The organism is Pseudomonas sp. NPDC090208 (assembly GCF_044746785.1).
Lineage (GTDB): Bacteria > Pseudomonadota > Gammaproteobacteria > Pseudomonadales > Pseudomonadaceae > Aquipseudomonas.
On the sequence record NZ_JBIVCU010000013.1, the window covers coordinates 40,563 to 61,573 of the forward strand.

Sequence of the window (21,011 nt, forward strand, 5' to 3'; positions counted from 1 at the left end):
ACCAACACTTCCATCCCTTCCCTCCTCTTGGCCAGTCCATGCAGTTCGCGCTGCGTGGCTGGCCTTTTTCCATTTCCAGGAGACTCACCATGCTCAAAGGTCTGGCAATCACTCCACCGGTACTCGGGCGCATTTCCATCGGCAAGGTCATCGAAAAGAACGGCAAGCGCCTGCCGGAGAAGGATGATCAGTTCACGATCACGTCCCAGGTACAGGGTAAGGACGGCTGGCTGCTGCACCCGCTCAATGACGAACTGCGTCAGGGCAAGGACGACAAGCTGCGCAGCATTCCTGTACGGCTGCTGTTCAACGAACCCGAGCTGAATTTTCGGGCCGACTACACCCTGTTCGATCGACAGTCTGGACGCCCTGTCTGCGTGGGCAACGGTGAAACCTGCAAGCGGGTCACCCAGGACGGCATGCAGTCGATGCCTTGTCCTTCACCCGATGCCTGCCCGCTGGCGAAAGGCGGTGCCTGCAAGCCCTATGGCCGACTGAACGTGGTCATTGGCGATGAGGATCCGCTGGGCAGCTTTGTGTTTCGCACCACCGGTTTCAACAGCATCCGCACCCTAGCTGCTCGCCTGCATTACTTCCAGGCCATCTCGGGCAACCGCCTGGCCTGTCTGCCGTTGGAGCTGCGCCTGCGTGGCAAATCGACTCGCCAAAGCCATGGCACACCGATCTTCTACACATACCTGACGGTACGCGGCGGCATGGACATGGCTGAAGCACTGGTGACCGCCAATGAACTCGACTCACGCCGGCAAGCTGCGGGCTTTGATCAAGCCGCTTTGGATGAGGCAGCAAGGCGAGGCTTTGGCAACGGTGCGTTCGAAGATAGCGAAGAGGATGCCAGCGCCATCGTTGAAGAGTTCTACGTCGAAGGTGAAGCACAGGCTGCAGCAACGCACTGCCCACCCAATCCCACCAAACCTAGCCTGGCTGAAAAGCTCGATGCACAGGCTGCTCGTCAAACACCACCCACAGACCAAGACCAAGGAGGCCTACATGCGCCTGCACAAGCTGAAAGCCAGTGACACGATCGGCACCTACCTGGTCGAGTCGCCGGTGACGGAAAACGACATCCTGCTGATGGCCAAGCAACTGGCCAGTCTGCGCCTACGCAAGGGACGCGCCCTGACGTCGCCTAAGGAGGTGTTCTGTCATCTGCAGGCGCTGCTGGCTGATTATGAGCACGAGGTGTTCGCCCTGCTCATGCTCGACAGCCGGCACCGGGTGATTGCGTTCGAGGAGCTGTTCAGGGGGTCTCTCGATGGCGCCAGCGTGTATCCCAGGGAAGTCGTGAAGCTCGCCCTGGAGCACAACGCCGCCGCCCTGATCCTGGTGCACAACCACCCTTCGGGTGACCCTGAGCCCAGCATGGCGGATCGAAACCTCACCACGAAACTGCAGGACGCGCTGAATCTCGTCGGTGTGCGCACGCTCGATCACATTGTGGTGGGGGACGAAGACTGCGTGTCACTGGCAGAACTGGGCTACCTGTAAGGAGGCGATATGAAGCTACTGCTACGCACGTTCGCAGCCGCGCTCATGTTTGCCGGGATCCTGGCTGGCTGCCTGACGATAATACTGCTAGTGATTTTGATGGTGCGCTTTCCGCTGTTGCTGGCTGCAGTAGCACTTGCGTGTTGGATCCTTAACCGACTAGTGCAAACCACAGATAAAAAATCTCACTGAGGATGGCAATGCACCGGAGCGGGCGGCGGAATGCCGCTCGCACTGACACCAGTCGTTTTATTTTTTGCAGGCAAGAAATGAGTTTCGACGCCTTGAAGTGCCGCTCTGTGACGTACATCAAGCTCATCGCTATTGCCATTATTCTGATTGGCGCCATTTACTAGCCGATTGGGTCGCTCATAGGCGGGGCTACTCATTCGGACTTAGAGCCAGCCTCCATCATTTTGTCATCGAGCCTTTTCAATCCGGCAAGCAATGTGCGGCCGACAAAACGGCTGGGGGCTGAGGCGAGTACCTTGTAGCCCAGCTCTGCAGTACCAACCAGCGCACGCGCGGTACCTTCAATAGCAACACCTGCACCGGCAAAAAGCGACTCTACACCGTCGCCGCCGTTTTCGTAGAGTTCTGCAGCATGATTGATACCCTGGATGGTGGCAAACATACCGAGCCCGCCGACGCCAGTAAGCAGTGCATCAAGGGCGGTGTCCTTGGTGTCAATCACTGAGCCACCGAGTGCGAGGTCTACGGAATGCTCCAACTCAATATTACTGAAGCCTGAGTCGATCGCACGGGTCTGCTCGGCTACTTCCGAGGTGGCAATGATTGGGATGTCGACGTCAACGCTGTTGACATAGGCGGCACTGGAAGTGGATTTAAGCTGGTAAGCCACTCCGTCGATGACAATATCGGTTCCGGGATTATTGAAGTGTTCGAACAGAGCACCGCCGCTATCAGCCGCCACCAGCTGTTCAAAATAGGCCCCCTTTGCTAGCGAGGTCAGTCCGGCCAGGCTCTCACCAGGCATAAACAGGGTTTCCAACCAGATTTCGCCATCACTCATGTCAACATAGTTGCCGTTGACCCTTCGCAGGGCATCGTAAATATTGCCAGCGGTGGCGAGGTCACCCCACAGGGAAAACGGTACCGACATGGCTGAGAGCATAAACCCGGCCCTGAGCGGCAGTTCCTTCTCCTGCTCCCGTGTTACTCCATGGGCAATGAACTGCTCAATCTCGTGCTCGCTAGCCTTGATGCGTGCTTCGGCACGGTTCTCGAGCTCAGTAAAGTGCTTATCGAGGCGGATAAATTCGTCGGCGTAATCAGCTTTCAACCGTTCATGCATCTTTTTGAGCTGCCTGATGGCCTGGTCGATTTCGCTGAAATCTGGGCCATCGGAATACTTAATCTTGTTCCACCAGGAAAACTTCTCGTAAGCCTCATCCCACTGGTCACTAAGCTGCTCGTAACGCTGCTGCAGGCGCTGCAGGGTTTCGCGCACAGTGGTTTCCGTCTGGATCAGTGGTTTCCGGCTACGGATGGCTTGTAGATGCTGCCGGTACTGGCTGCGTGCGTTTTCCACATCGACTGCCAGGTGCCGCTGAAGGTGCTGCCGGGTCAGTCCGTCTAGGTGCTGCTCCAGCTGTGGCTGAAGTACCTGCAGCACACTTCTGTTCAGTGGGCTCTGCCCGGCCTGCTTCCGGATGATGTCCAGCGCATGTCGAGCCGTCGACAGTTCACGGGTGGCGAGGGCTTTCTGAAGTGAATCGACTACCCCCGCATAACTCCGCAGATGCATCCAGTGAAAAAAAAAGACGCACCATGCGAGTAACCCAAGCAGCAGCAAAAAGGCTGGTAGCAACGCAATTAGCCAGCGAAGATCGATCTGCTGGACAACCGCTAGGATGGGTTTCGCAGGGAGCAACTGCATGGCTGCGACCATCAGCAGCCCGAGCGCAGTCAGCCCCAGCGCTTGGCGCAAACGCTGATGACAGGCTTGCCGGCATTTCAAGAATTCGGGGGTAGTGATGACAGTCACTGGAAGGTTCCCTCTAATGCCTTTGGGCAACACACTGAATCGCAGCTTAAGGCGATCCCAGAATAAGTGCTTGAGCTTTATGCGCCGATGCTTGCCCAATGTCGATCAAGCGGATGCTTTTCATGGGCTCGTCATCATTGACTTAATCGGGACAAAGAACCGTAGCAGTTGTAAGCGAATATCTGCCGTCGACGCCGTCAGATCCACGGTAGCGAATCGAATGCTGTGCCCCTGGATTACTACTGTCTCGTCGACCATCTGACCGATCGCAGGATGCAACAACAATCCGCTCGCGCGATCTGCAAGCGCATCGCCGCACCCAACCTGAGAGCGCAGATAGGCGTAGATCTGGTACACGTATCCACTGCGCAGAGTTTCCTCACGGTACCAACCGCTCGTCACAATCGAGGTGAACTTGGTATCGATGACGATCCGCTGCCCGGTTGACGGGTGGTCGAGCACGACGTCAGTTCGCATCGTCGGCAGAATCTTGTCGATTCCCGTCGTCTTCTGCTCGATTTGCCAGTTCATCTTGCCGCCGCGCAGCACCTTCCAGCCGAACGGGCTCAACACAACCTCGTAGAAGCCGCCCACCGCCTGCTCAAACAAGCGGCGCACCCAAGTTACTTCTCGATCTGGCAGGGAGAGCACATTCGTACCCGAGGCCTCCGTAGGTAGCACTAAATCGAATGCCAGCTTTGCGGCCGCCACCATGAACCGGTCGTCCGCATCGTTACGGCTAAAGCGATCGGTGCTCATCTGGGCGCGGGTCGGCGCGTCGCCCGATACACCCATCGCCTTCATGCCAGCCGCAAGAGCACGACACCGATGTGCAATATCCTTCCTGCTCACGATTCTGGAGATAGACTCCAATGCTGCGCGCACGAAACGATTTCGTGCAGTATTGATGGTAAGTTCATCGAATCGACACGCCACAAGACCTCTGTCCATCAACTGGTGGCGCTCGGTAGCCAGCACATCGATCCGGCCACGCACACGATTGATCACCGCGTTACGAGATCGATATCCAAGACTCAAGCTGCGCCGCTGTCGCTCCTCAACCGCATGAGCAAGAATCTCCGCAACTAAATCCGGTAACTCGTCTGGGCTATCTTCCAAGCCGACCTTGCCGATGCCGCTGGTGCGAAACAGGTCAGAGGCATAGAGCATCAGCAGCCAGAGGTTACGCACCGGAATACGCCCGATGAACCCCTCAGGGGTTATAGGTAAGTTTTCTACCTGCTCTGCAACGGCAGTCATTACCATCCCTGTATCAACTGCGCAGTCGCCTTATGTGCTTCATCGGGCGCGTCGAACCAATACTCTTCCAGCAGCGGACCAATCTCCGTTTCCACTACTTGCCGGAACCATTTTTTGGTATCCCCGGCTTCAACACGATGTACTGGTGTTACATAGCTGTGGCCGATACGGAACTGCTTCCCAAGCCGAGCATCTGACACGATACGCTCATTCAGATCGGCAATACGTTGTTCAATTTCGGTTACCAGTGCTTCATCAATGCCGCACGACTTGACCACCCACTGTCGCCAAACCGAGCCCAGTCTTGGCTCCAGTCCGACGAATGCAAAACGACGGCGCAGCGCTAAATCCACCAGTGCCAGCGAACGGTCTGCAATGTTCATCGTACCGATTACGTACAGGTTCTCAGGGATATGAACCGGTCGTCGCACGCCATCGGCGTCCGGGTAACACAACTCAAGCGCCTCGCTGGGTGTGCGTTTCCCTGCCTCTAACAGCGTCAGCAACTCGCCGAAGATCTGGGCAGGATTGCCACGGTTGATCTCCTCGATCACGACGAGGAACTTAGATGACGGCTCCTTTCGAGCAGCCTTGATGGCTTCCATGAACACCCCATCAGCAAGGGACAATTTTCCCTCACCAGTTGGGCGCCAGCCACGCACAAAATCTTCGTAGGACAGATTCGGGTGGAATTGCACTGCCCGGACTTTGCTGTCGTCCTTCTGCCCCATCAAGGCAAACGCCAGTCGCTTGGCCAGCCAAGTCTTACCGGTGCCCGGAGGCCCTTGCAGGATTAGATTTTTCTTGGTTCGTAGGCGGTCGAGCAGAAGATCGATTTCGGCCCGATCAAGGAAGCAGCCCTCCTTGAGAATATCTTCCACTGAGTAAGGGACGATGGGCGCGGCCACCTGGAAGGCTTCATGAACGCCCCCCTCAGCTTGCTGCTCTTCTGTGGCGGTGCTACCGCCATCGCCAGTAGATACAGACTCGTCGACCGGATCCTTGTACATCCAGGACGCAAGCGAGAGGTCCGGGAAACTGTGGACGGGATAGTCGTCCTCACTGAAGCGCGAACGCAAGTTGTCGAGTAGCTTCAGATAAGCCTGCCCATCGCAGGGACCTTGTTGAGCAGTGATCTCGATATTCAATCCAAGCCGCTTATTGATGTAGTGACGTGACTGACTATCAAGAGTCAAGAAATCCCAGGGATGCGCCCAGTACAGGCCAGTTGAAAGATTCCATGCCACGCCCCACACCTGAGTAGCAGCATCATAGGCTTGGATGAATGCGTCTCTGTCTTCCGATTGATCGCTCTCCTCCAACTTACTGGCGGCAGCGAAGACATGCCACAAGGCATCAATGTCACCAGCGCCACGCTTGTCGGCATAGGAAAAAAACCAAGAGCGCTGGTTGTTCAGAACAGGAATGCCTTCGAATGAAGGCGGCACTGGCACCGTCACACCCAGAAACTTGGCAAGTTCACCCGCGATGCTCTTGCGGTTGGCATCGGTCATGGACCGGTTAAAGGTGCCCATCGCAGTGAACGGACAAATATCCTGAAGTGGGCCACTGGTTCCATCGGGAAATTTGTCTTGAAGATAGGTCAGCCCCGGCACACGGGAAGCGATCTCGTGGATGCTCTCTATGAGTGGAGTACGATTCTCTTTGTAGGACAGCAGTTTTTCTGCCACCGCTTCGTAGAAGTCCGTCCACGCGAAGCGCTGCTTTTCAGGAGAAATCGTACCGTAACGCTCTCGCCAAAAAGGCTCATTGCGAAAGCGATCCACATCCTGCGGGACACCGTCAAACGCGAATGCAATCAGCGCATCGTTCATCCAGTCACCAGGCTGAACGCGCCAGACTGTTCCCCGATGAGTGTAGAAATACCACTCGCGTACGGGCCCGGCTTGAGCCCAATCCACTTTCACCCGTTTGCCGTCATTCAGATTTTCGGTGATCGTGCCAATCGCCTTGATGCCCATCACTGAGACGGTACGGTCCCGATTATCGAAGGGCAGACCATGCTTGCGCGTGTAGGCCGCCTTGATGGCGATTCGCTCTCCCGGCTGCATAGCGCGGACCATGTCGAGCAGTTTATCGTCGTAGCCATTCTCCCAGATGCCTTTCTCTAGGAACCGTGGCATCTGGTCATCTTTGCTGCCGTAGCTCGCGCCGACGAACCAGGTAGTACTGGTAGACGGGCTGTTTTTCTTGTCGTCCATGCCTGCTCTCTTTTAGTAATACTGGCGGATATAGCTGTAAGCCTTTTCGAACAGTTCCTCATCCGCATGCAGCTTGTATTTGAAGAGAGCCTTTCGTAACGCTTTTTTGACCTCGCGCTCGCCAGACTGCGTGCCCTGCCAGCCGGGGAAGCGGACCAAGCGCACGATCTCGTCGATATCCGCGACCACACGCTCAACCAAGATCGGCGTCTCGTAGGTCTTCACCTCGTTGAACAGCTCAGTTAACGCCGCTTTTCCCCGATCTTCATCTTCCTCGGGCGGCACTTCCTTCTCGGCCTGCAGCGTCTCCTTGGCGATCTCCAGCAGTTGCTTGAGAAATTCAACGCTGTTGACCTGCCCAGACTCGAAGCGGTCTTTCAGCGCGTCCAACCGCTCGGAGAGCTGTTTGAACTTTGGGTTGCCTGCGTGCTTGCGCATACGCCGACTCAGTTTGATCTCGATCTCCTTGGCCTTCTTAGGGTCAGGGTTCGACAGCACAGCCTCCAGCAGATCGGCGTCCAGTACCAGCGTGTCTAGGTCATCCCGCACGGCGTCCACATGCACGTTCTGATGGATCAGCTCGATGGTCTTGGCACCCAGCGAGTGCCAAATCAACTTGCCGTGACCACTGGAGGGCTGCACCGACTGATATACCTGCGACAGCCACTTATAGTCCTTCTCGAAGGGGCCCAAAACCGTGTCCGGTGACAGCGCCTCCCAGATCTTGTTGAGCACGCTGTACTCAGCGGCAAAATTGTCCCGCACTGCATTGTTGGGCAGGCACTGCTGGGCGGCGATCAGACCCTCGTAACCCTCCAATGTACGGTCGCAGCCGGTAAAGAAGGCCAGGCATTTCTGCATGGCTTCTGGCAGTTTGTCTTTCAGTTCCTGGATGTTGCTGACCACCTGCTTGACGCTCTGGTCGTCGAATTCCAGCGCCGCCGCCACATCATCAAAGATGCCGAGGTAGTCGACGATCAGGCCATGGGTCTTCTGCTCGGAGTAAGTGCGGTTGACCCGGCAGATGGCCTGCAGCAGCGTGTGGTCCCGCAGCGGCTTGTCCAGGTACATGGCCTGCAGGATGGGAGCATCGAACCCCGTCAGCAGTTTGGCCGTGACGATGATCAGCTTCAGTGGGTCGGACGGGTCGCGGAAGCGATCCAGCAGTCGCTCCTCCTCGTCGCGGCTTCGGTCGTAGGGCGCATACTCTGGGTGCTCCTTCTTGTCGGACGCCTGCACCGACATCACGATATCGGTGGCCTCCGGCGGCAGCAGCTTGTCCAACTCGGCCTTGAATAGCAGGCAGGACTCCCGGTCGAAGGTGACGATCTGCCCCTTGAAGCCGTTGGGTTCCACCTTGGTCTGATAGTGCTGGACGATGTCCTCGCAGACCTTACGGATGCGCTCGGGCGTCTTGACCAGCACAGCCATCTTGGCGGCGGTCTTGGCGAGGTTATCCTTGTCCAGATCCGACAGGCCGCCGGTCAGGTCTTTGTAGGCGGCATCCAGTGCCGCCTTGTCGATGTGCAGGTCGATCAGTCGCGGTTCGAAGTGCAGCTTCAGCGTCGCGCCGTCGCGGATCGACTCCTCGAAACCGTAACGGCTCATGTAGCCCTTCTCATCTTCGTCGGCGCCGAAGGCGTAAAAGGTATTGCGGTCAGCACGGTTGATCGGCGTACCGGTCAGGCCGAACAGAAACGCGTTGGGCAGGGCCTCGCGCATCTTGCGGCCCAGGTCGCCTTCTTGCGTGCGGTGGGCCTCGTCGACTAGGGCGATAATATTGCTGCGGTCGTTCAGGCTGCCTGTGGCATCGCCGAACTTGAAGATCGTGGTGATGATGATCTTGCGCACGTCCTGCGCCAGCAGCTGCTGCAGCTTCTCGCGGCTATCCGCCTTTTCCAGATTAGGAATGTCCGCTCCGGTGAACGTACCCGTGATCTGGCTGTCGAGATCGATCCGGTCTACCACGATCAGCACGGTGGGGTTCTTCAAGCCGGCATGCATGCGCAGCTTCTGCGCGGCAAACACCATCAATAGTGACTTTCCCGAACCCTGGAAGTGCCAGATCAGGCCCTTCCTGGGGTAACCCGCCAGCACTCGCTCGACGATCTTGTTGGCCGCTTCAAACTGCTGGTAACGGCAGATGATCTTGATGCGCTGCTTTTTCTTATTGGTGGCGAATAGAGTGAAGCTGCCGAGGATGTCCAACACCACATGCGGACGCAACATGCTCTCAGCGGACAGCTTGAGGGATTTCAGAGGATGGTGCTGGCCATCGTCGCCGTCACCATCTAGATGCCAAGGGCCCCAATCTTTTACCGGCAGGCCGATGGAGCCGTAGCGGTAAGCCTTGCCCTCAGTGGCCACCGAGAACACGTTGCAAACGAACAGTTCCGGCACGAACTTCTCGTAGTCGTCGTGCACCTGTACAGCACCGTCAACCCAACTGATGCACTTCTTGACCGGCGTCTTGGCCTCGATCAGTACCAGCGGCAAGCCGTTCACCAACATCACTAGATCGGCTCGGCGCTCCGTGGGACCGGCACGGTAGGTGTACTGCTGGGTGACGATGTACTGATTCTGCGCGAGGTCGTCCAGGTCGATCAAGCGCACCGGCACATGCTCGTTATTGATGCCAAAAGGCATCGAGCGCTCGCCGCGCATCCACGCGGTCATTTCCTCGTTGGCGCGGATCAGGCCATCCGAGCGCACCGACAGCACGATGGCGCGCAGCTTATAGAGCACCTCGTCGGCGCGGTCGGGCTGGGCGGTAATCTCGGGGTTAAGGCGGATCAGTGCCTCACGCAGCCAAGGTTCTACCAGCACTTCCTGAATCTGGCGCGGCACCTCAGTCGGGGCGGCGTAGCGCCAGCCAATGCCTTTTGGACTGGGACCGTAGCTGGTTTGAGGTTCTTGGACGCTGTTAGCAGGAGCAACCTTGACGGGGCCGGCGAGCAGGTCGCGGACGTAGGCTTCGACGGTGTTTGATTCGTTGAACACTAGTCTGTCCTTGTTGCTGAAAGAATTTGCTCACGCAGAGGGATAAGGGCACTCAATCTTGCTTGAATGCCTTCCAGCGAATACTCCATCGAGTCAAACAACCGACTCAGGCGTTTCTGGGTTTCCAGTGGAGGAAGCGGAATGGGATAGGCCTTCAACTTATCCATATCAACCCCAGATTGCCCTGAACTTCTGCGAGACAAACCTTCAATCATCTGCAATAGCGCTCGCTCTTTTAAAAAGTGATAGAGATATCCCTTTTCGAGCCCATCTCTTGGTTGCGCCTTAATCAGCGCGACGTTGTATGCACCGTCAAGACCCCGCAAAATCTGGAATACAGGAGGCCCATATCGCCCGATCATCACATCGTCAACACTACAAAATTTTCTTGCCAACGCCCTCGGAATATATGTTTTAAATTCATCGCTTTTATAGTCGCGGATCTGAATCAGCCGAATATTTGTGGGAGAGGGGGCGAACTCAAAAACTTTCGCTGGAGGCTGGGTGCCACCTTGGAAGTCAACGACATCGCCAAGTTTTTTTGCCAGCCAGCCAGCTGGTATAGACCCAATTGATGTTTCTTGCAGGTTTTGCCCCTCACCTTCCCAAAGAACACGGTCACGGATATTCGCCAGAAGCCGACGTGATTCCTCAAGTGAATCAGCATATGCAGCGGAAGTCTCTTGGAGCGCGGCCAGTGCCACTACCATGATTTGCTGTTCATGGATTGGCGGCAACGCAAATTCCTGCATCGCCATCGTTTTCCAGTTAATCGTCGGAGAGAGAGAGCCCACGGAGATTTCCACTGCTCGCTTCATGAACAGGTCGCTCTGCATAAAGAACGGCAGAAACTCGGGCAGCACTACTTCAGACTTGGCGCGCAGTACCATCGCGTGTGCTGAGCAGATACCATCGAACTCAGCTACGCCGAGCTTCCGCTGGTAAGCCCTGCGGCGACCAAAGATGATGTCTCCCTTCTTGAACAGCAGCTTGGTAGCTTCCACATCATCAGGGGAGCCCCAACGACGAATCTTGAGTGAGTCCGCATCCAGGTGTTCAAGGCCAACGTAGTGCTCCATCCCGGATTCGGATGGGTTGTCGATGCGGACATTGACGTTGGTTGCCATCTGGTCAAAACGCCAGACTTTCCAACCAGGCTTCAAGTTGTTGTTATCAGACACGCTCGATGTCCTCCATAATCAGTCCATCCAGCGTTTCCACCAGCGCGTCCATCTGTTGCCAGAAGGCACGCCCATCGGTTAGCCATTGGTCCCAAGCTGAACGCAGCGTTATCGCGTCGCCATTGCTGTCAGTGGCGATGGCTGAAGCAATGCGCTTCACATACAGCGGGATAGAGAGATTGGCCGCATTGGCACCGATTTCGGCCAGGGTGGCAACCTTGGCGAAACCGGGTATATCCGCAAAGGTCTTGTATGCGCTCAGGATGCGCTGCTGGTGCTCAGGCTTGAGAAAGCTCTGCGCCCGCTCACGAGTGACCTCGCTCACAGCATCGATGAAGATCACCTTACCCTGGCGTGCAGCGCTCTTCTTGCGGTTGCAGATGACGATGCACGACTCCATCGGGGAGTTGTAGAACAGGTTAGGGCCCAAGCCGATGACGGCCTCGACCCAGTCCTGCTCGACCATCTTGGCGCGCATAGCCTGTTCTTCGTTACGGAACAGCACGCCGTGCGGCCAAAGCACGGCACTACGCCCCTTTGCGGTCAGGCTGGTCAGGATATGCTGCTGGAAGGCGTAATCAGCACGGCCCTGCGGGGGCGTACCCAGAGAGTTGCGGCCCCACTTGTCACTGGTCCAAGCCTCGCGGTTCCATTGCTTGATCGAGTACGGCGGGTTAGCCAGGATCACATCGAACTGGCGCAGGCGGTCGCCTTCAATGTGCTTCGGTTCGGCCAGAGTGTCGCCCCGAATGATCTCGAAGTCCTCTACACCGTGCAGGAACAAGTTCATTCGAGCGATGGATGAGGTAATCAGGTTCCGCTCTTGCCCGTAGAGCTTGAGCGAGCGGTACTCGCCGCCCGAGCGCTTCACTTCGTCCAGCGCCGAGATCAACATGCCACCAGTACCGCATGTAGGGTCGTAGATCGACTCACCCGCCTGAGGTGCCAAAAGTTGCGTCATCAGGTGGACAACGGTGCGGTTGGTATAGAACTCGGCGGCGGTGTGGCCTGAGTCGTCCGCAAACTTTTTGATCAGGTACTCGTAGGCGTTGCCGAGCTCGTCCTCAGGCACATTGGCCACTGACAGCGTCTGCGTCGAGAAGTGCTCGATTAGGTTTTTCAGTGTTTCATCGGGCAGGCGCTCGCGATTGGTCCAGGGCGCATCACCGAAGATGCCGTCGAGCATATCTGGGTTGGCAGATTCGATGGCGCGCATCGCTTTCTGAATGGCCGCGCCCACGCTCTTCGGGGTCTGCCTAACATCGTTCCAGTGCGCCCCCTCAGGGATCTGGAAACGATGATTCTCGGCGAACTGCGCGTATGATAAATCACCGTTCGAATCGGCCAGTGCCGCCTGGTACTCCTCATTCCAAACATCAGAAACGCGCTTGTAGAACAACAGCGGAAAGATGAACTGCTTGTAGTCGCCAGCGTCAATCAGGCCGCGCAGCAGGACGGCGGCGCCCCACAGATACCTTTCGAGTTCTTGTTGGCTAATGCGGTTGCTTGGGTGACTCATTTCAGCCATCCCCCTTCAGTCATGACCTGCGCAAACCGCTCTTCAGCCTCGCGACAACGAACAAGCACCTCCTTGAACGCAGTGATAGCGTCGGGTAACGGCAGAATATCTTCTTGCAGTGGTGGCAGGACGTAGCGCGAGATGTTCAGCGTCCAGTCCTCGGCCTTGATCTGATCGAGACTGACCACGCGGACCGCATCCTGCACATCAGAGAAGCCGCGATACCAACCAAGGATTTCAGCAGCGTGCTCAGACTCCAGAAAATTTTGTGCACGCCCCCGGCGGAATAGCCGCGAGGCATCAGCGATCAGCACTTTCTTTTTGTACTCAGCCGACTTGTGCTTGCGCAGCACAAGAATGCACGCAGCGAGGCCGGCGCCGTAGAACAGATTGGGAGCCAATCCGATCACGGCCTCGACCAGATCCATTTCCAGCAACTTCTGGCGAATACTGCCTTCGACTCCCTTACGAAACAGCGCGCCTTGGGGCAGCACCACAGCCATTCGGCCACTCACATGAGCCATCGATTTGACCATGTGCTGTACCCACGCGAAGTCACCGCTGGATGACGGCGGCAGGCCAGCAAAATTACGGCCAAAGGGATCATTCAGCCACAACTCTTCGCCCCACTTTTCCAACGAAAATGGCGGATTGGCGATCACGCAGTCGAACGTGGCTAATCGATCGCCCTCAAAGAAGGCTGGGTTACGCAGTGTGTCACCGCGCACTACCTGGAAGTCCTCGATGCCGTGGAGGAACAAGTTCATCCGCGCGATGGATGAGGTGGTGAGGTTTTTCTCTTGCCCGTACAGCTTGCCCCAGAGCCGCTTCACGTCGCCGTGCATCTCTTTGACGTGCTGCACGGCAGCTAGCAACATGCCGCCAGTACCGCAGGCCGGGTCGTAGATGGTCTCGGCCTCCTTGGGATCGAGCATGTCGATCATCAGCCGCACGACACTGCGTGGGGTATAGAACTCGCCGGCCTTCTTGTTGGTGGCGTCGGCGAACTTCTTGATCAGGTATTCGTAGGCGTCGCCAAGCAAATCCGAGTTGATGTTCTTGTTGCCCAACGGCAGCCTGGAGAAGTGCTCGATCAGGTCCTTGAGCAAGGCATCGGACAACCGCTCTTTATTCGACCACTGGGCATCGCCGAAGACACCATAAAGGGTGTCAGGGTTGGCCTTCTCGATCTCTCGCATTGCCCACTGCAATGCAGCCCCTACGTTGATCGACTTTTCACGCACGTGCTCCCAGTGGCAGTAATCCGGGATCTGGAATCGATGCGACTCAGGGAACCAGCCGAGCTGGTCATCACCAGTCTCGTCGACGATCTCTTGGTACTCCTCATCCCAAACGTCGCAGATACGCTTGAAGAACAGCAGCGGGAAGATGTAGGTCTTGAAGTCAGCCGCATCCACCGGACCACGCAGGATATTGGCGGATTCCCAGAGGTGATTTTCGAGCTGGCCGAGGGTGATTTGTTGGGTGCTCAAACGCATGACCCTTCTATATCAATGCCGTCACACTGCGGCTTATGTTCTTGCTTGGTATTCATCGGTTACTCAAATAGCCGCTTTTGCTTGACGACGTAGCCCGCAGGCTTCTTCTGCTTTTCCAATATGCCTTCGTCGACCAGACGCTGTAGCCATACCTTGGCCTGTGCGCTGGAGACGTCTAGCCCGGCCGCTATTTCGGTGTCCTTCATGGGCACACTCAATAGCTGCTGAATCGCTGCGCGAACGGCCGCGAAGAGTACTTCGGCAGGGGTCGATGCCGGCTGCGTAGATTCCTTGGCGGCGTCTATCGGCGCTGCGACTTCTGGTCTAACTGGCGAAAGTTCTTCGGATACATCAGCGGTGGGCTGCGTAGCAGAAATAACGTCGACCGGCACCGATGGTTCGCTCTCGGCCTGGGGGGATGGCGCGGTTTCGCATTGTTCAGACACCGCTGGCTTGGCATTAGCCGGCGTTGACTCGTCGTTCGAAAACAGCGCTAGACCAGTCTGTGGGGATGCCGTCGGTGTCGAAACCGACACGTTGAACACATCCTCGAAGGCATCTACGTCTTGCGGGTTAGGCCAGGGAAGCGCACCTTTCTTCCGCAAACCCTCCAATCCGGTGGAAGACTCACCCGTCGATCGAATGAAGACCGGAACAAACTTGAGTTTGTCGAGCTGCTCGACAGCACCGCTCCAAGTACCGCCTTTGTTGAGGTCGGAACTTACCACCAGTGAGGTGTCTGCCAATGCATAAATCAGCTTGTTCCGCTGCATCGCGTGGCCGACATTGAACCCCGCACTCGGGTCGTAAGGTGAAATCAGCACCAATTGACCATCGAGCAGAAGGTTGCGGTGCTCGCGGTTCATGGTGGTCTTTTCCAGACTGTCCGCCAGCACGCCGCAAACTTTTCCGCCCGCCTCAAGGGCGCCACGCATGGCGGCCTGATCGATGCCTTTGGCACCGCCGGAGACAAGCGTTCTACCTGCCCGAGCAGCGAGCCGGCCAACTGCCATTGTGTAGTCGGTGAGGGCCTCGTCCACATGGCGCGATCCAACAACGGCAAGCCCACCGGTTTCAAGCAAAGCCATATCGCCACAACCGTAGAGCACTGCCGGAGCATCTTCACGAAGGCGCGCTTTCAGGCGGCGCGGATACTCTGCATCCGCGCGGCTGACTACCCAGATAGCACGTGCTTGCCAGCGCTCGACAACTTGGCTCAGCAGAAATCCGCGCCCTAGCAATTTCTGCAGGCGGCTTTCATCAATCACCGGTTGACACGCATGCAGGATCTCAGCTGCGTCCGGCGAGAGCAGATCCGCAGGCTGGCGCTGGATCTCGCGCAAATGACGCGCGAGACGTTTGTATTCACCGGGCGTGAGCAGATCCGATGATGCCGTGCCACGACCGGCAATGAGCGGCGCCGTCAGCAGCAAGATCGCTTTGGTGTTTGGTGAGAGGATTGGCGTCATTCGTCGTGCCCCGTCTGTGAAAGGGCCATCGGCCATACCTCTCCACTTCCATTCTTGCGCAGCAGCCAAGCAGACACCGTCAGCGTCCAGCGGGAGTCGACCATATCATCCACCAAGAGGACTGGGCCGGGAGGAATAGGCTGACCGTTGAGGGCGAGCGAACCATCGATGTTGCGCGCCTGTTGCGTACTGTTTGCCATCGTCTTCTGTTCGGGCCTTGCGTCTGTTTTTGCGATGACCATGTGAAACGGTAGATCCAGGGCAGCAGCCAAGCGCTGAGCGAAATCTGGTACCAAGTCGGGATGGCGAAGCGATGGAACGCAGGTCACCCAGGCCGGACCCGGCTGAGGACTCCACTCCTGAATCATCTTCACGCACGCCGCAACGAGGTCGTCAGAAAAACGACCATCGTGGTATTTGCCCTGTCTAACCAAGCCACCCCAACCGGCATCGCCCCAGACGCAAAGTGCTTTGCCGGGCTGTGCTTGATAGGGAATGGTGGATGCGGTGTGAATTCCGTACTGCGGCATTCCCCCCACGGGCCATTTTTTGCGAGGCTCGATGGGCAGACTTGTGCGACAAAGAAACTCCTCAGCTTCCCGAACCAGCAGCTGATCTAAGTCCTCTGACAGCGGCGGCAACGACGGTGGGCTGACAGTGCTTGAATCGCCATCAAGCGCATCAATCAGAAAGCCCATATGCTGCCCGAAAGGCCGAGAGACGTATTCCTGCATTTGCTGGAGTTCGGCACGCCTCAATTTGGTGAGCCGGTCTGCTCGCGCCCAGAATCCGTCTCCTAGCTCGGCTGCAGTAAGCTGCCACTTCGTACCTTGCTTGGCGATCGGCGCTGGAGATTCGAGAGAGAGTGCCGTGATAGTCTTCTCGATGCGGCTTTTACTCATGTTCACGCAGGTCATGAGGTCAGGTATTGAAAGTCCTTCCGGCGCTTCATCAAGTGCCCCCAAGACATCGTCAACCTCTTCGCGAGTTGGGAATGCGCTACGGATAAACCAATCCGTAATTCCCTCTTCCTCATCGCCGCTCAATAGCACGCCATATGCAGATTTCAGCGCTCTTCCCGCCCGCCCAACTTGCTGGTAATAGGCGACAACTGAGCCAGGCATCTGAAAATGGATAACGAACGCCAGGTCCGGCTTGTCATAGCCCATGCCCAACGCGGTGGTCGCCACAAGGGCCTTAACCCGATTCTCTTGCAGCGCTTGCTCCAGCTCCTCACGCCGATCACCCGTCTTACCTGTGTAGGCTTCTACTGCAAAGCCCTTGGCCTTGAGCCAATCTGCTAGCTGATTAGCATCGCGGATAGTAAGGGTATAAATGATGCCGTGTCCTGGTAGTGAGTTGAGCTGCTGTGCGATCCATGCCATACGGGCAGCTTGACTAGGCAAGCGCATCGTTTGCAGCGTCAGGGAGCCTCGATTCAAGTCACCGCGCAGCACCTTCATATTCGGGCCTAGCACAGCCACAAGGTCTTCCATAACCCGGTCGTTGGCCGTTGCAGTTGTTGCCAGCAGGCGCAGATTGGCCGGTAGCGTTCTGGCGATACGCTCCAGCAATCGGTAGTGAGGACGGAAGTCGTGCCCCCAATCCGAGATGCAATGGGCCTCATCGATAACCATTAGCGAGATTTGCCCTGCGATTCCTGCCAGCACCTCAGTGTTAAACCAGTCGTTACCCAGCTTCTCTGGCGCTATCAACAGAATGTCAACTTCATTCCTGCGGAGCTTGGCTTCAACCGCTCTCCATTCATCCTGGTTATCGGAGTTGATCGTGGCGGCGCGAACTCCCATTCGCTCGGCCGCACTGATTTGGTTCCGCATCAGCGCCAGCAAAGGCGAGATCAGTAGCGCGGGCCCAGCCCCAGCCTCCCGCAGCAACTTTGTCGCGATGAAGTAGACAAAGCTCTTGCCCCACCCGGTCTTTTGCACGACCAGCAGACGACCTTTGCCTTCGACAATGTGGCGAATGGCATCTTCTTGGTCATCGCGGAAGGTTGCGTCTGCACGTCCGGAACCGATTCGAAGAAGCTCCAGTGCACGTATTGGGTCGTAGGCCACGTTATTACTCTCCCTTATTCTGGTCGGGCGCGCGGTAGCCCGGCGCCAACACAGCGTTCTTGACGCCATACAGCGCCAGGTGATCTTTCAGCCAGAGTCTAAATTCGTGCCCGTGCAGACTATGATCCGGCGAGCAGTCGACACTCCATTTGCGCAGGATGTATCCGGCAGTGGCGGCGCGCAGTTTCATTCGCAGCACGCCGTTACGCATGCCGTAATCCATCTCGGTGATCTCTGCTCGGGGTTGATCCGGATGCGGCACCAACTCCAACTCGACGATCCGGGTCCACTGGATGTCTTGATCGCTCATTTCATGAGCCGCCACTGACTGGCGCTTGAGGACAATGGGGTGCCTGATCCGGGTGATGACGAAATCGCGGAATTCCTGCGACTTCCGGTCAAAGGCGCGGACATGCCAGCGCAGGCCATTGTCGATCAGCGCGAACGGGACAACCTCCCGCTTGGAGCGGCCACTAAAGATGGAGTGGTACTCGATGCTAAGAGGACACTCCTGGTGAATAGCCCGAGTCACACTCGCAAGGACGTCCAGATCTGGGAGGGTGAGCCGGGATGGACTCTCGCTGGCAACCCACGCTTTGAGCCGCATCGGCTCGCCGTCACCAAACCCCTGAGTCAGCCACGAGAGCACCCGCTCCGGCGGGAAGTCGAAGAGCGGCTGAAAGCGTTGCCCCAGGACGTAGGACTTAGCCTTGGAGTCGTAATCGATGTTGCCGGGGGCCAGCTCCTTGTACAGCGCCAGATCCCGGGATGCGGCGGCAGACTGGATGCCAAACCGCATGACCAAGTCCTGGCGGCGTATCTCCCCAATGAATCGCACGCGCAACTCCACAAACGCGAGCCGATCGCGCTGTGGCTGGGTTAAATCTACAAGCTGTTCGTTCGACATCGTGACTGGCTCGTTCGGGTTAGCGAATCCTTGTGCTTCGTTAGCGGGATGGCAAATACCCTTCCTTAGAGCACGCACATTACCCCATATTGATCACCAATGCGCTGCATTTTGATAACCACGAGAACAGATATCAGAGCGTCTACTGCCGCCAAATACCCCACCCCAGGGCAGACAGCAGGCCGAACCTAAAGCATTGCCATCCAAGTACTAGCAAATGCCCCGCCACAGCTCGTTGGACTCGACAACTGCGACAAATTGGCCAGCAGTAAACCCGTTAGGAAACAACGAATCCTGACTCCCCTCTTCAAGCTGATCTATCGGCCTGAGGAGCTGCTTCTCATCACGAAGAATGACCTCCAGCCCCTCACGGGATACCACCCTGAAGCCATCGACCGACTGCCCATCTAGCTCAATGGATGTGTCGACGATCCAGGCACGCAGATCCGCTTCAGGCTGCTGGCCGTGATAGCCCAATCTGGCGCGTAGGTCTTGATCAGTCATCAGCGCACTGAGTACCGCCACCTGCTTGCGGCGTAACTGCCAGGCTGCCTTACGTAATGTGTTGGTGCGATGCAGCCAAACCTCATGCCTAGTCGAGCGGATATAGCCTGACTTGACCTCAAGCAGCAGTAGCACACCATCCTGGTGGCAGATCAGATCCACTTCGCCGGCATCGTCATCTTCGGTCGCCAGTGGCCGATAACCCACCTCAACGGCAAAGCCTCGTTGCCGAAGACTCTCGGCCAGTGCGAGTTCTACGCGCTGGGTTTCAGTCTGCATGTCGGCCCGACGGGTATTTACCCGCCGAAGGTTATTGATGGCCGCCGTCAGGTTGTTCTGCGGCGCGCCAACCCAAGGGAACTGAAAGCTATAGCGTCCGATTTTGTAGAAGGGCTGCTCGTACAGGCGCGGCGCAGGCATACGGGGTTGCTGCTTCAATTGCTGGGATAGCGCTTTGAAGTCGCTGGTCCAAAACGTAAGGATGGCCTTGGCTGAATCTGCGCTGCCTTTCGGGTGTTCGTCGCAAACAGTCCAGCCTGTGATCTTGCGGATCTTTTCTTGCTCTTCGGACCAGGTCATTGGGAACCGGTTTTCCCCGGTAAGCAGGCCATTCATGGCCAAACGCCCTAGCGCCTGAGTAAGCACGCCCGATTCTCGCAGATGACTCTGGAATGGCTGGATGAACTCTTTCTGAAAGAAAACCGAGGTCAGCTCGCTTGCCAGCAGCAAGTGATGTACCTGCACCTGGGAACCATCATTGAGCGAGACGCGATCATCCAAGCCGTAAATCTGCTGCAACTGCAGCTGGCTGCGAACCGCCTTGATAAAGGCCAGCTGGTTTAGCTCATGATTCTCAGGTGAGCCGATGATTTGTTCAGCCATACCGGAGAGGGCGAATTCGTGCACGGCACGATTCATCCAGTAGTGCCAAAGCAGATCACTCTTGCGCCCGGTTCGTTGCCAGCGCTCTGTTCCCGCCTTCGACTGGTTGTAGATAACCGACTCGCCCGGTTTTAGCTGATAACGGCATTCCGGATCGAAGCAGAACCAGTCGATGGAATCTTCGTAGTCGATTCGCTCTTGGGTGGACCCGATCAAAAGGGCTAAAGACTCAAGATTTTGACGACATTTCACCACGTCAGAATTGCTGGATCCGGGAAAGATAATCGGTGACAGGTGCCGTTTCAGCGATTGTCCGAGTCGTGATTCGCTTAGGCGGAAATCCTCTTCCGAGCAAGCATGGAGCTTGTTCAGAATAATGCGGTTGTAGACTTTCCACTGCTGACCGGAAGGATCATCGGAACCGTATTCGGTAAATGCGTGGTAGGCCAGAACACTCAGGTAGGAAAACAGCTCCAGCAGCGATAAGTGCTTAAGCTGTTTTTCAGCCATGGCTATCAGCTCATCAAAAGGCTTGAGCTGATCAAGCAGGCGATCACAGACACCGAAGAAAACTTGCCACTCATCCCCGACGAGCGCCGCACGCAGCGCAAGCCACAGCGGCGATTCTGTACGCTCAAACAGCTTCGCGTAGCGAATCGCCCATCTGAGGGTTTCCGGGTTATGGGTTGCGAGGTGCAACAGCAGCTCGACACTGGCTGCATTATCGAAATGCAACACCCGGCTGAGGGCCAGGCTGGCGAGATCGGCCCCAGCTACTGCATCCACATCAAGCCAAAACGATGCCGTTGCCAGGCCTTGCGCACGATCAATTGCTGACAGGTTCTTACCCGCCGGGCGTTGATCGAGGAAATGATGCAGGCCTTCATCAAGAGCACGGCCCTTGCTGATCTCTGGCTGATTTCGTTCGTATACCGACTGATAATGCTGCCGGCAGCGCTCTCCTTTGTCCGTCATC

14 protein-coding genes are annotated in these 21,011 nt (G+C 56.8%); 3 read left to right on the forward strand and 11 right to left on the reverse strand.

What is annotated here, in order from left to right:
• The first annotated feature begins 89 nt into the window (after window positions 1–89).
• From ACIPL0_RS20965 to ACIPL0_RS20975, 3 genes are read left to right on the forward strand one after another with little or no spacing between them, the layout of a single operon-like run.
• Window positions 90–1,040 (forward strand): hydrolase or metal-binding protein, encoded by a 951-nt coding sequence (locus tag ACIPL0_RS20965; RefSeq protein WP_400731584.1) that lies wholly within the window; start codon window positions 90–92, stop codon window positions 1,038–1,040.
• Window positions 1,012–1,509, forward strand: a complete 498-nt coding sequence (radC, locus tag ACIPL0_RS20970) for a DNA repair protein RadC (RefSeq protein ID WP_400731585.1) — start codon at window positions 1,012–1,014, stop codon at window positions 1,507–1,509. The genes ACIPL0_RS20965 and radC overlap by 29 nt, the downstream gene beginning before the upstream one ends.
• Before the next feature lie 9 nt (window positions 1,510–1,518).
• The gene (locus tag ACIPL0_RS20975; RefSeq protein WP_400731586.1) at window positions 1,519–1,701 is read left to right on the forward strand and encodes a hypothetical protein; all 183 of its coding nucleotides are present in this window, start codon (window positions 1,519–1,521) and stop codon (window positions 1,699–1,701) included.
• 193 nt (window positions 1,702–1,894) lie between these two features.
• Here the strand turns inward: ACIPL0_RS20975 and ACIPL0_RS20980 are convergent, their stop codons facing one another.
• The 11 genes from ACIPL0_RS20980 to ACIPL0_RS21030 all read right to left on the reverse strand — a co-directional run bounded on the left by ACIPL0_RS20980 (window position 1,895) and on the right by ACIPL0_RS21030 (window position 21,010).
• Complete coding sequence (locus tag ACIPL0_RS20980; RefSeq protein WP_400731587.1) at window positions 1,895–3,517, reverse strand: hypothetical protein; 1,623 nt, start codon at window positions 3,515–3,517, stop codon at window positions 1,895–1,897.
• Window positions 3,518–3,637: 120 nt separating this feature from the next.
• Complete coding sequence (mcrC, locus tag ACIPL0_RS20985; protein ID WP_400731588.1) at window positions 3,638–4,777, reverse strand: 5-methylcytosine-specific restriction endonuclease system specificity protein McrC; 1,140 nt, start codon at window positions 4,775–4,777, stop codon at window positions 3,638–3,640.
• Complete coding sequence (locus tag ACIPL0_RS20990) at window positions 4,777–6,999, reverse strand: McrB family protein (RefSeq protein ID WP_400731589.1); 2,223 nt, start codon at window positions 6,997–6,999, stop codon at window positions 4,777–4,779. The genes mcrC and ACIPL0_RS20990 overlap by 1 nt, the downstream gene beginning before the upstream one ends.
• Window positions 7,000–7,011: 12 nt before the next feature.
• A complete protein-coding gene (locus ACIPL0_RS20995) occupies window positions 7,012–9,999 on the reverse strand; it encodes a type I restriction endonuclease subunit R (protein ID WP_400731590.1) in 2,988 nt (995 codons plus the stop codon).
• A complete protein-coding gene (locus ACIPL0_RS21000; RefSeq protein WP_400731591.1) occupies window positions 9,999–11,180 on the reverse strand; it encodes a restriction endonuclease subunit S in 1,182 nt (393 codons plus the stop codon). Before ACIPL0_RS21000 ends, ACIPL0_RS20995 begins: the two co-directional genes overlap by 1 nt.
• Entirely contained in the window at window positions 11,173–12,699 is a 1,527-nt protein-coding gene (locus tag ACIPL0_RS21005; RefSeq protein ID WP_400731592.1) for an N-6 DNA methylase, read from the reverse strand. Before ACIPL0_RS21005 ends, ACIPL0_RS21000 begins: the two co-directional genes overlap by 8 nt.
• On the reverse strand, window positions 12,696–14,198 hold the full coding sequence (locus ACIPL0_RS21010; RefSeq protein WP_400731593.1) for an N-6 DNA methylase: 1,503 nt from the start codon (window positions 14,196–14,198) through the stop codon (window positions 12,696–12,698). Before ACIPL0_RS21010 ends, ACIPL0_RS21005 begins: the two co-directional genes overlap by 4 nt.
• 59 nt (window positions 14,199–14,257) lie before the next feature.
• Window positions 14,258–15,667 carry a DNA-processing protein DprA gene (locus ACIPL0_RS21015; protein WP_400731594.1) on the reverse strand — a complete coding sequence of 470 codons (1,410 nt, stop codon included), beginning with the start codon at window positions 15,665–15,667 and terminating at the stop codon, window positions 14,258–14,260.
• Window positions 15,664–17,742, reverse strand: a complete 2,079-nt coding sequence (locus ACIPL0_RS21020) for a RecQ family ATP-dependent DNA helicase (RefSeq protein ID WP_400731595.1) — start codon at window positions 17,740–17,742, stop codon at window positions 15,664–15,666. Before ACIPL0_RS21020 ends, ACIPL0_RS21015 begins: the two co-directional genes overlap by 4 nt.
• 4 nt (window positions 17,743–17,746) lie before the next feature.
• Complete coding sequence (locus tag ACIPL0_RS21025; RefSeq protein WP_400731596.1) at window positions 17,747–18,649, reverse strand: WYL domain-containing protein; 903 nt, start codon at window positions 18,647–18,649, stop codon at window positions 17,747–17,749.
• A 210-nt stretch (window positions 18,650–18,859) separates the two neighbouring features.
• Complete coding sequence (locus ACIPL0_RS21030) at window positions 18,860–21,010, reverse strand: NERD domain-containing protein (protein WP_400731597.1); 2,151 nt, start codon at window positions 21,008–21,010, stop codon at window positions 18,860–18,862.
• Window position 21,011 lies beyond the last annotated feature (1 nt).

What these genes read in the sequence shown, in the direction of transcription:
- ACIPL0_RS21030 (WP_400731597.1), bottom strand. Translation starts at nt 21,010, where the DNA reads ATGACGGACAAAGGAGAGCGCTGCCGGCAGCATTATCAGTCGGTATAC.
- ACIPL0_RS21015 (WP_400731594.1), bottom strand. Translation starts at nt 15,667, where the DNA reads ATGACGCCAATCCTCTCACCAAACACCAAAGCGATCTTGCTGCTGACG.
- ACIPL0_RS20990 (WP_400731589.1), bottom strand. Translation starts at nt 6,999, where the DNA reads ATGGACGACAAGAAAAACAGCCCGTCTACCAGTACTACCTGGTTCGTC.
- mcrC (WP_400731588.1), bottom strand. Translation starts at nt 4,777, where the DNA reads ATGACTGCCGTTGCAGAGCAGGTAGAAAACTTACCTATAACCCCTGAG.
- radC (WP_400731585.1), top strand. Translation starts at nt 1,012, where the DNA reads ATGCGCCTGCACAAGCTGAAAGCCAGTGACACGATCGGCACCTACCTG.
- ACIPL0_RS20965 (WP_400731584.1), top strand. Translation starts at nt 90, where the DNA reads ATGCTCAAAGGTCTGGCAATCACTCCACCGGTACTCGGGCGCATTTCC.
- ACIPL0_RS21025 (WP_400731596.1), bottom strand. Translation starts at nt 18,649, where the DNA reads ATGTCGAACGAACAGCTTGTAGATTTAACCCAGCCACAGCGCGATCGG.
- ACIPL0_RS20975 (WP_400731586.1), top strand. Translation starts at nt 1,519, where the DNA reads ATGAAGCTACTGCTACGCACGTTCGCAGCCGCGCTCATGTTTGCCGGG.
- ACIPL0_RS21010 (WP_400731593.1), bottom strand. Translation starts at nt 14,198, where the DNA reads ATGCGTTTGAGCACCCAACAAATCACCCTCGGCCAGCTCGAAAATCAC.
- ACIPL0_RS21005 (WP_400731592.1), bottom strand. Translation starts at nt 12,699, where the DNA reads ATGAGTCACCCAAGCAACCGCATTAGCCAACAAGAACTCGAAAGGTAT.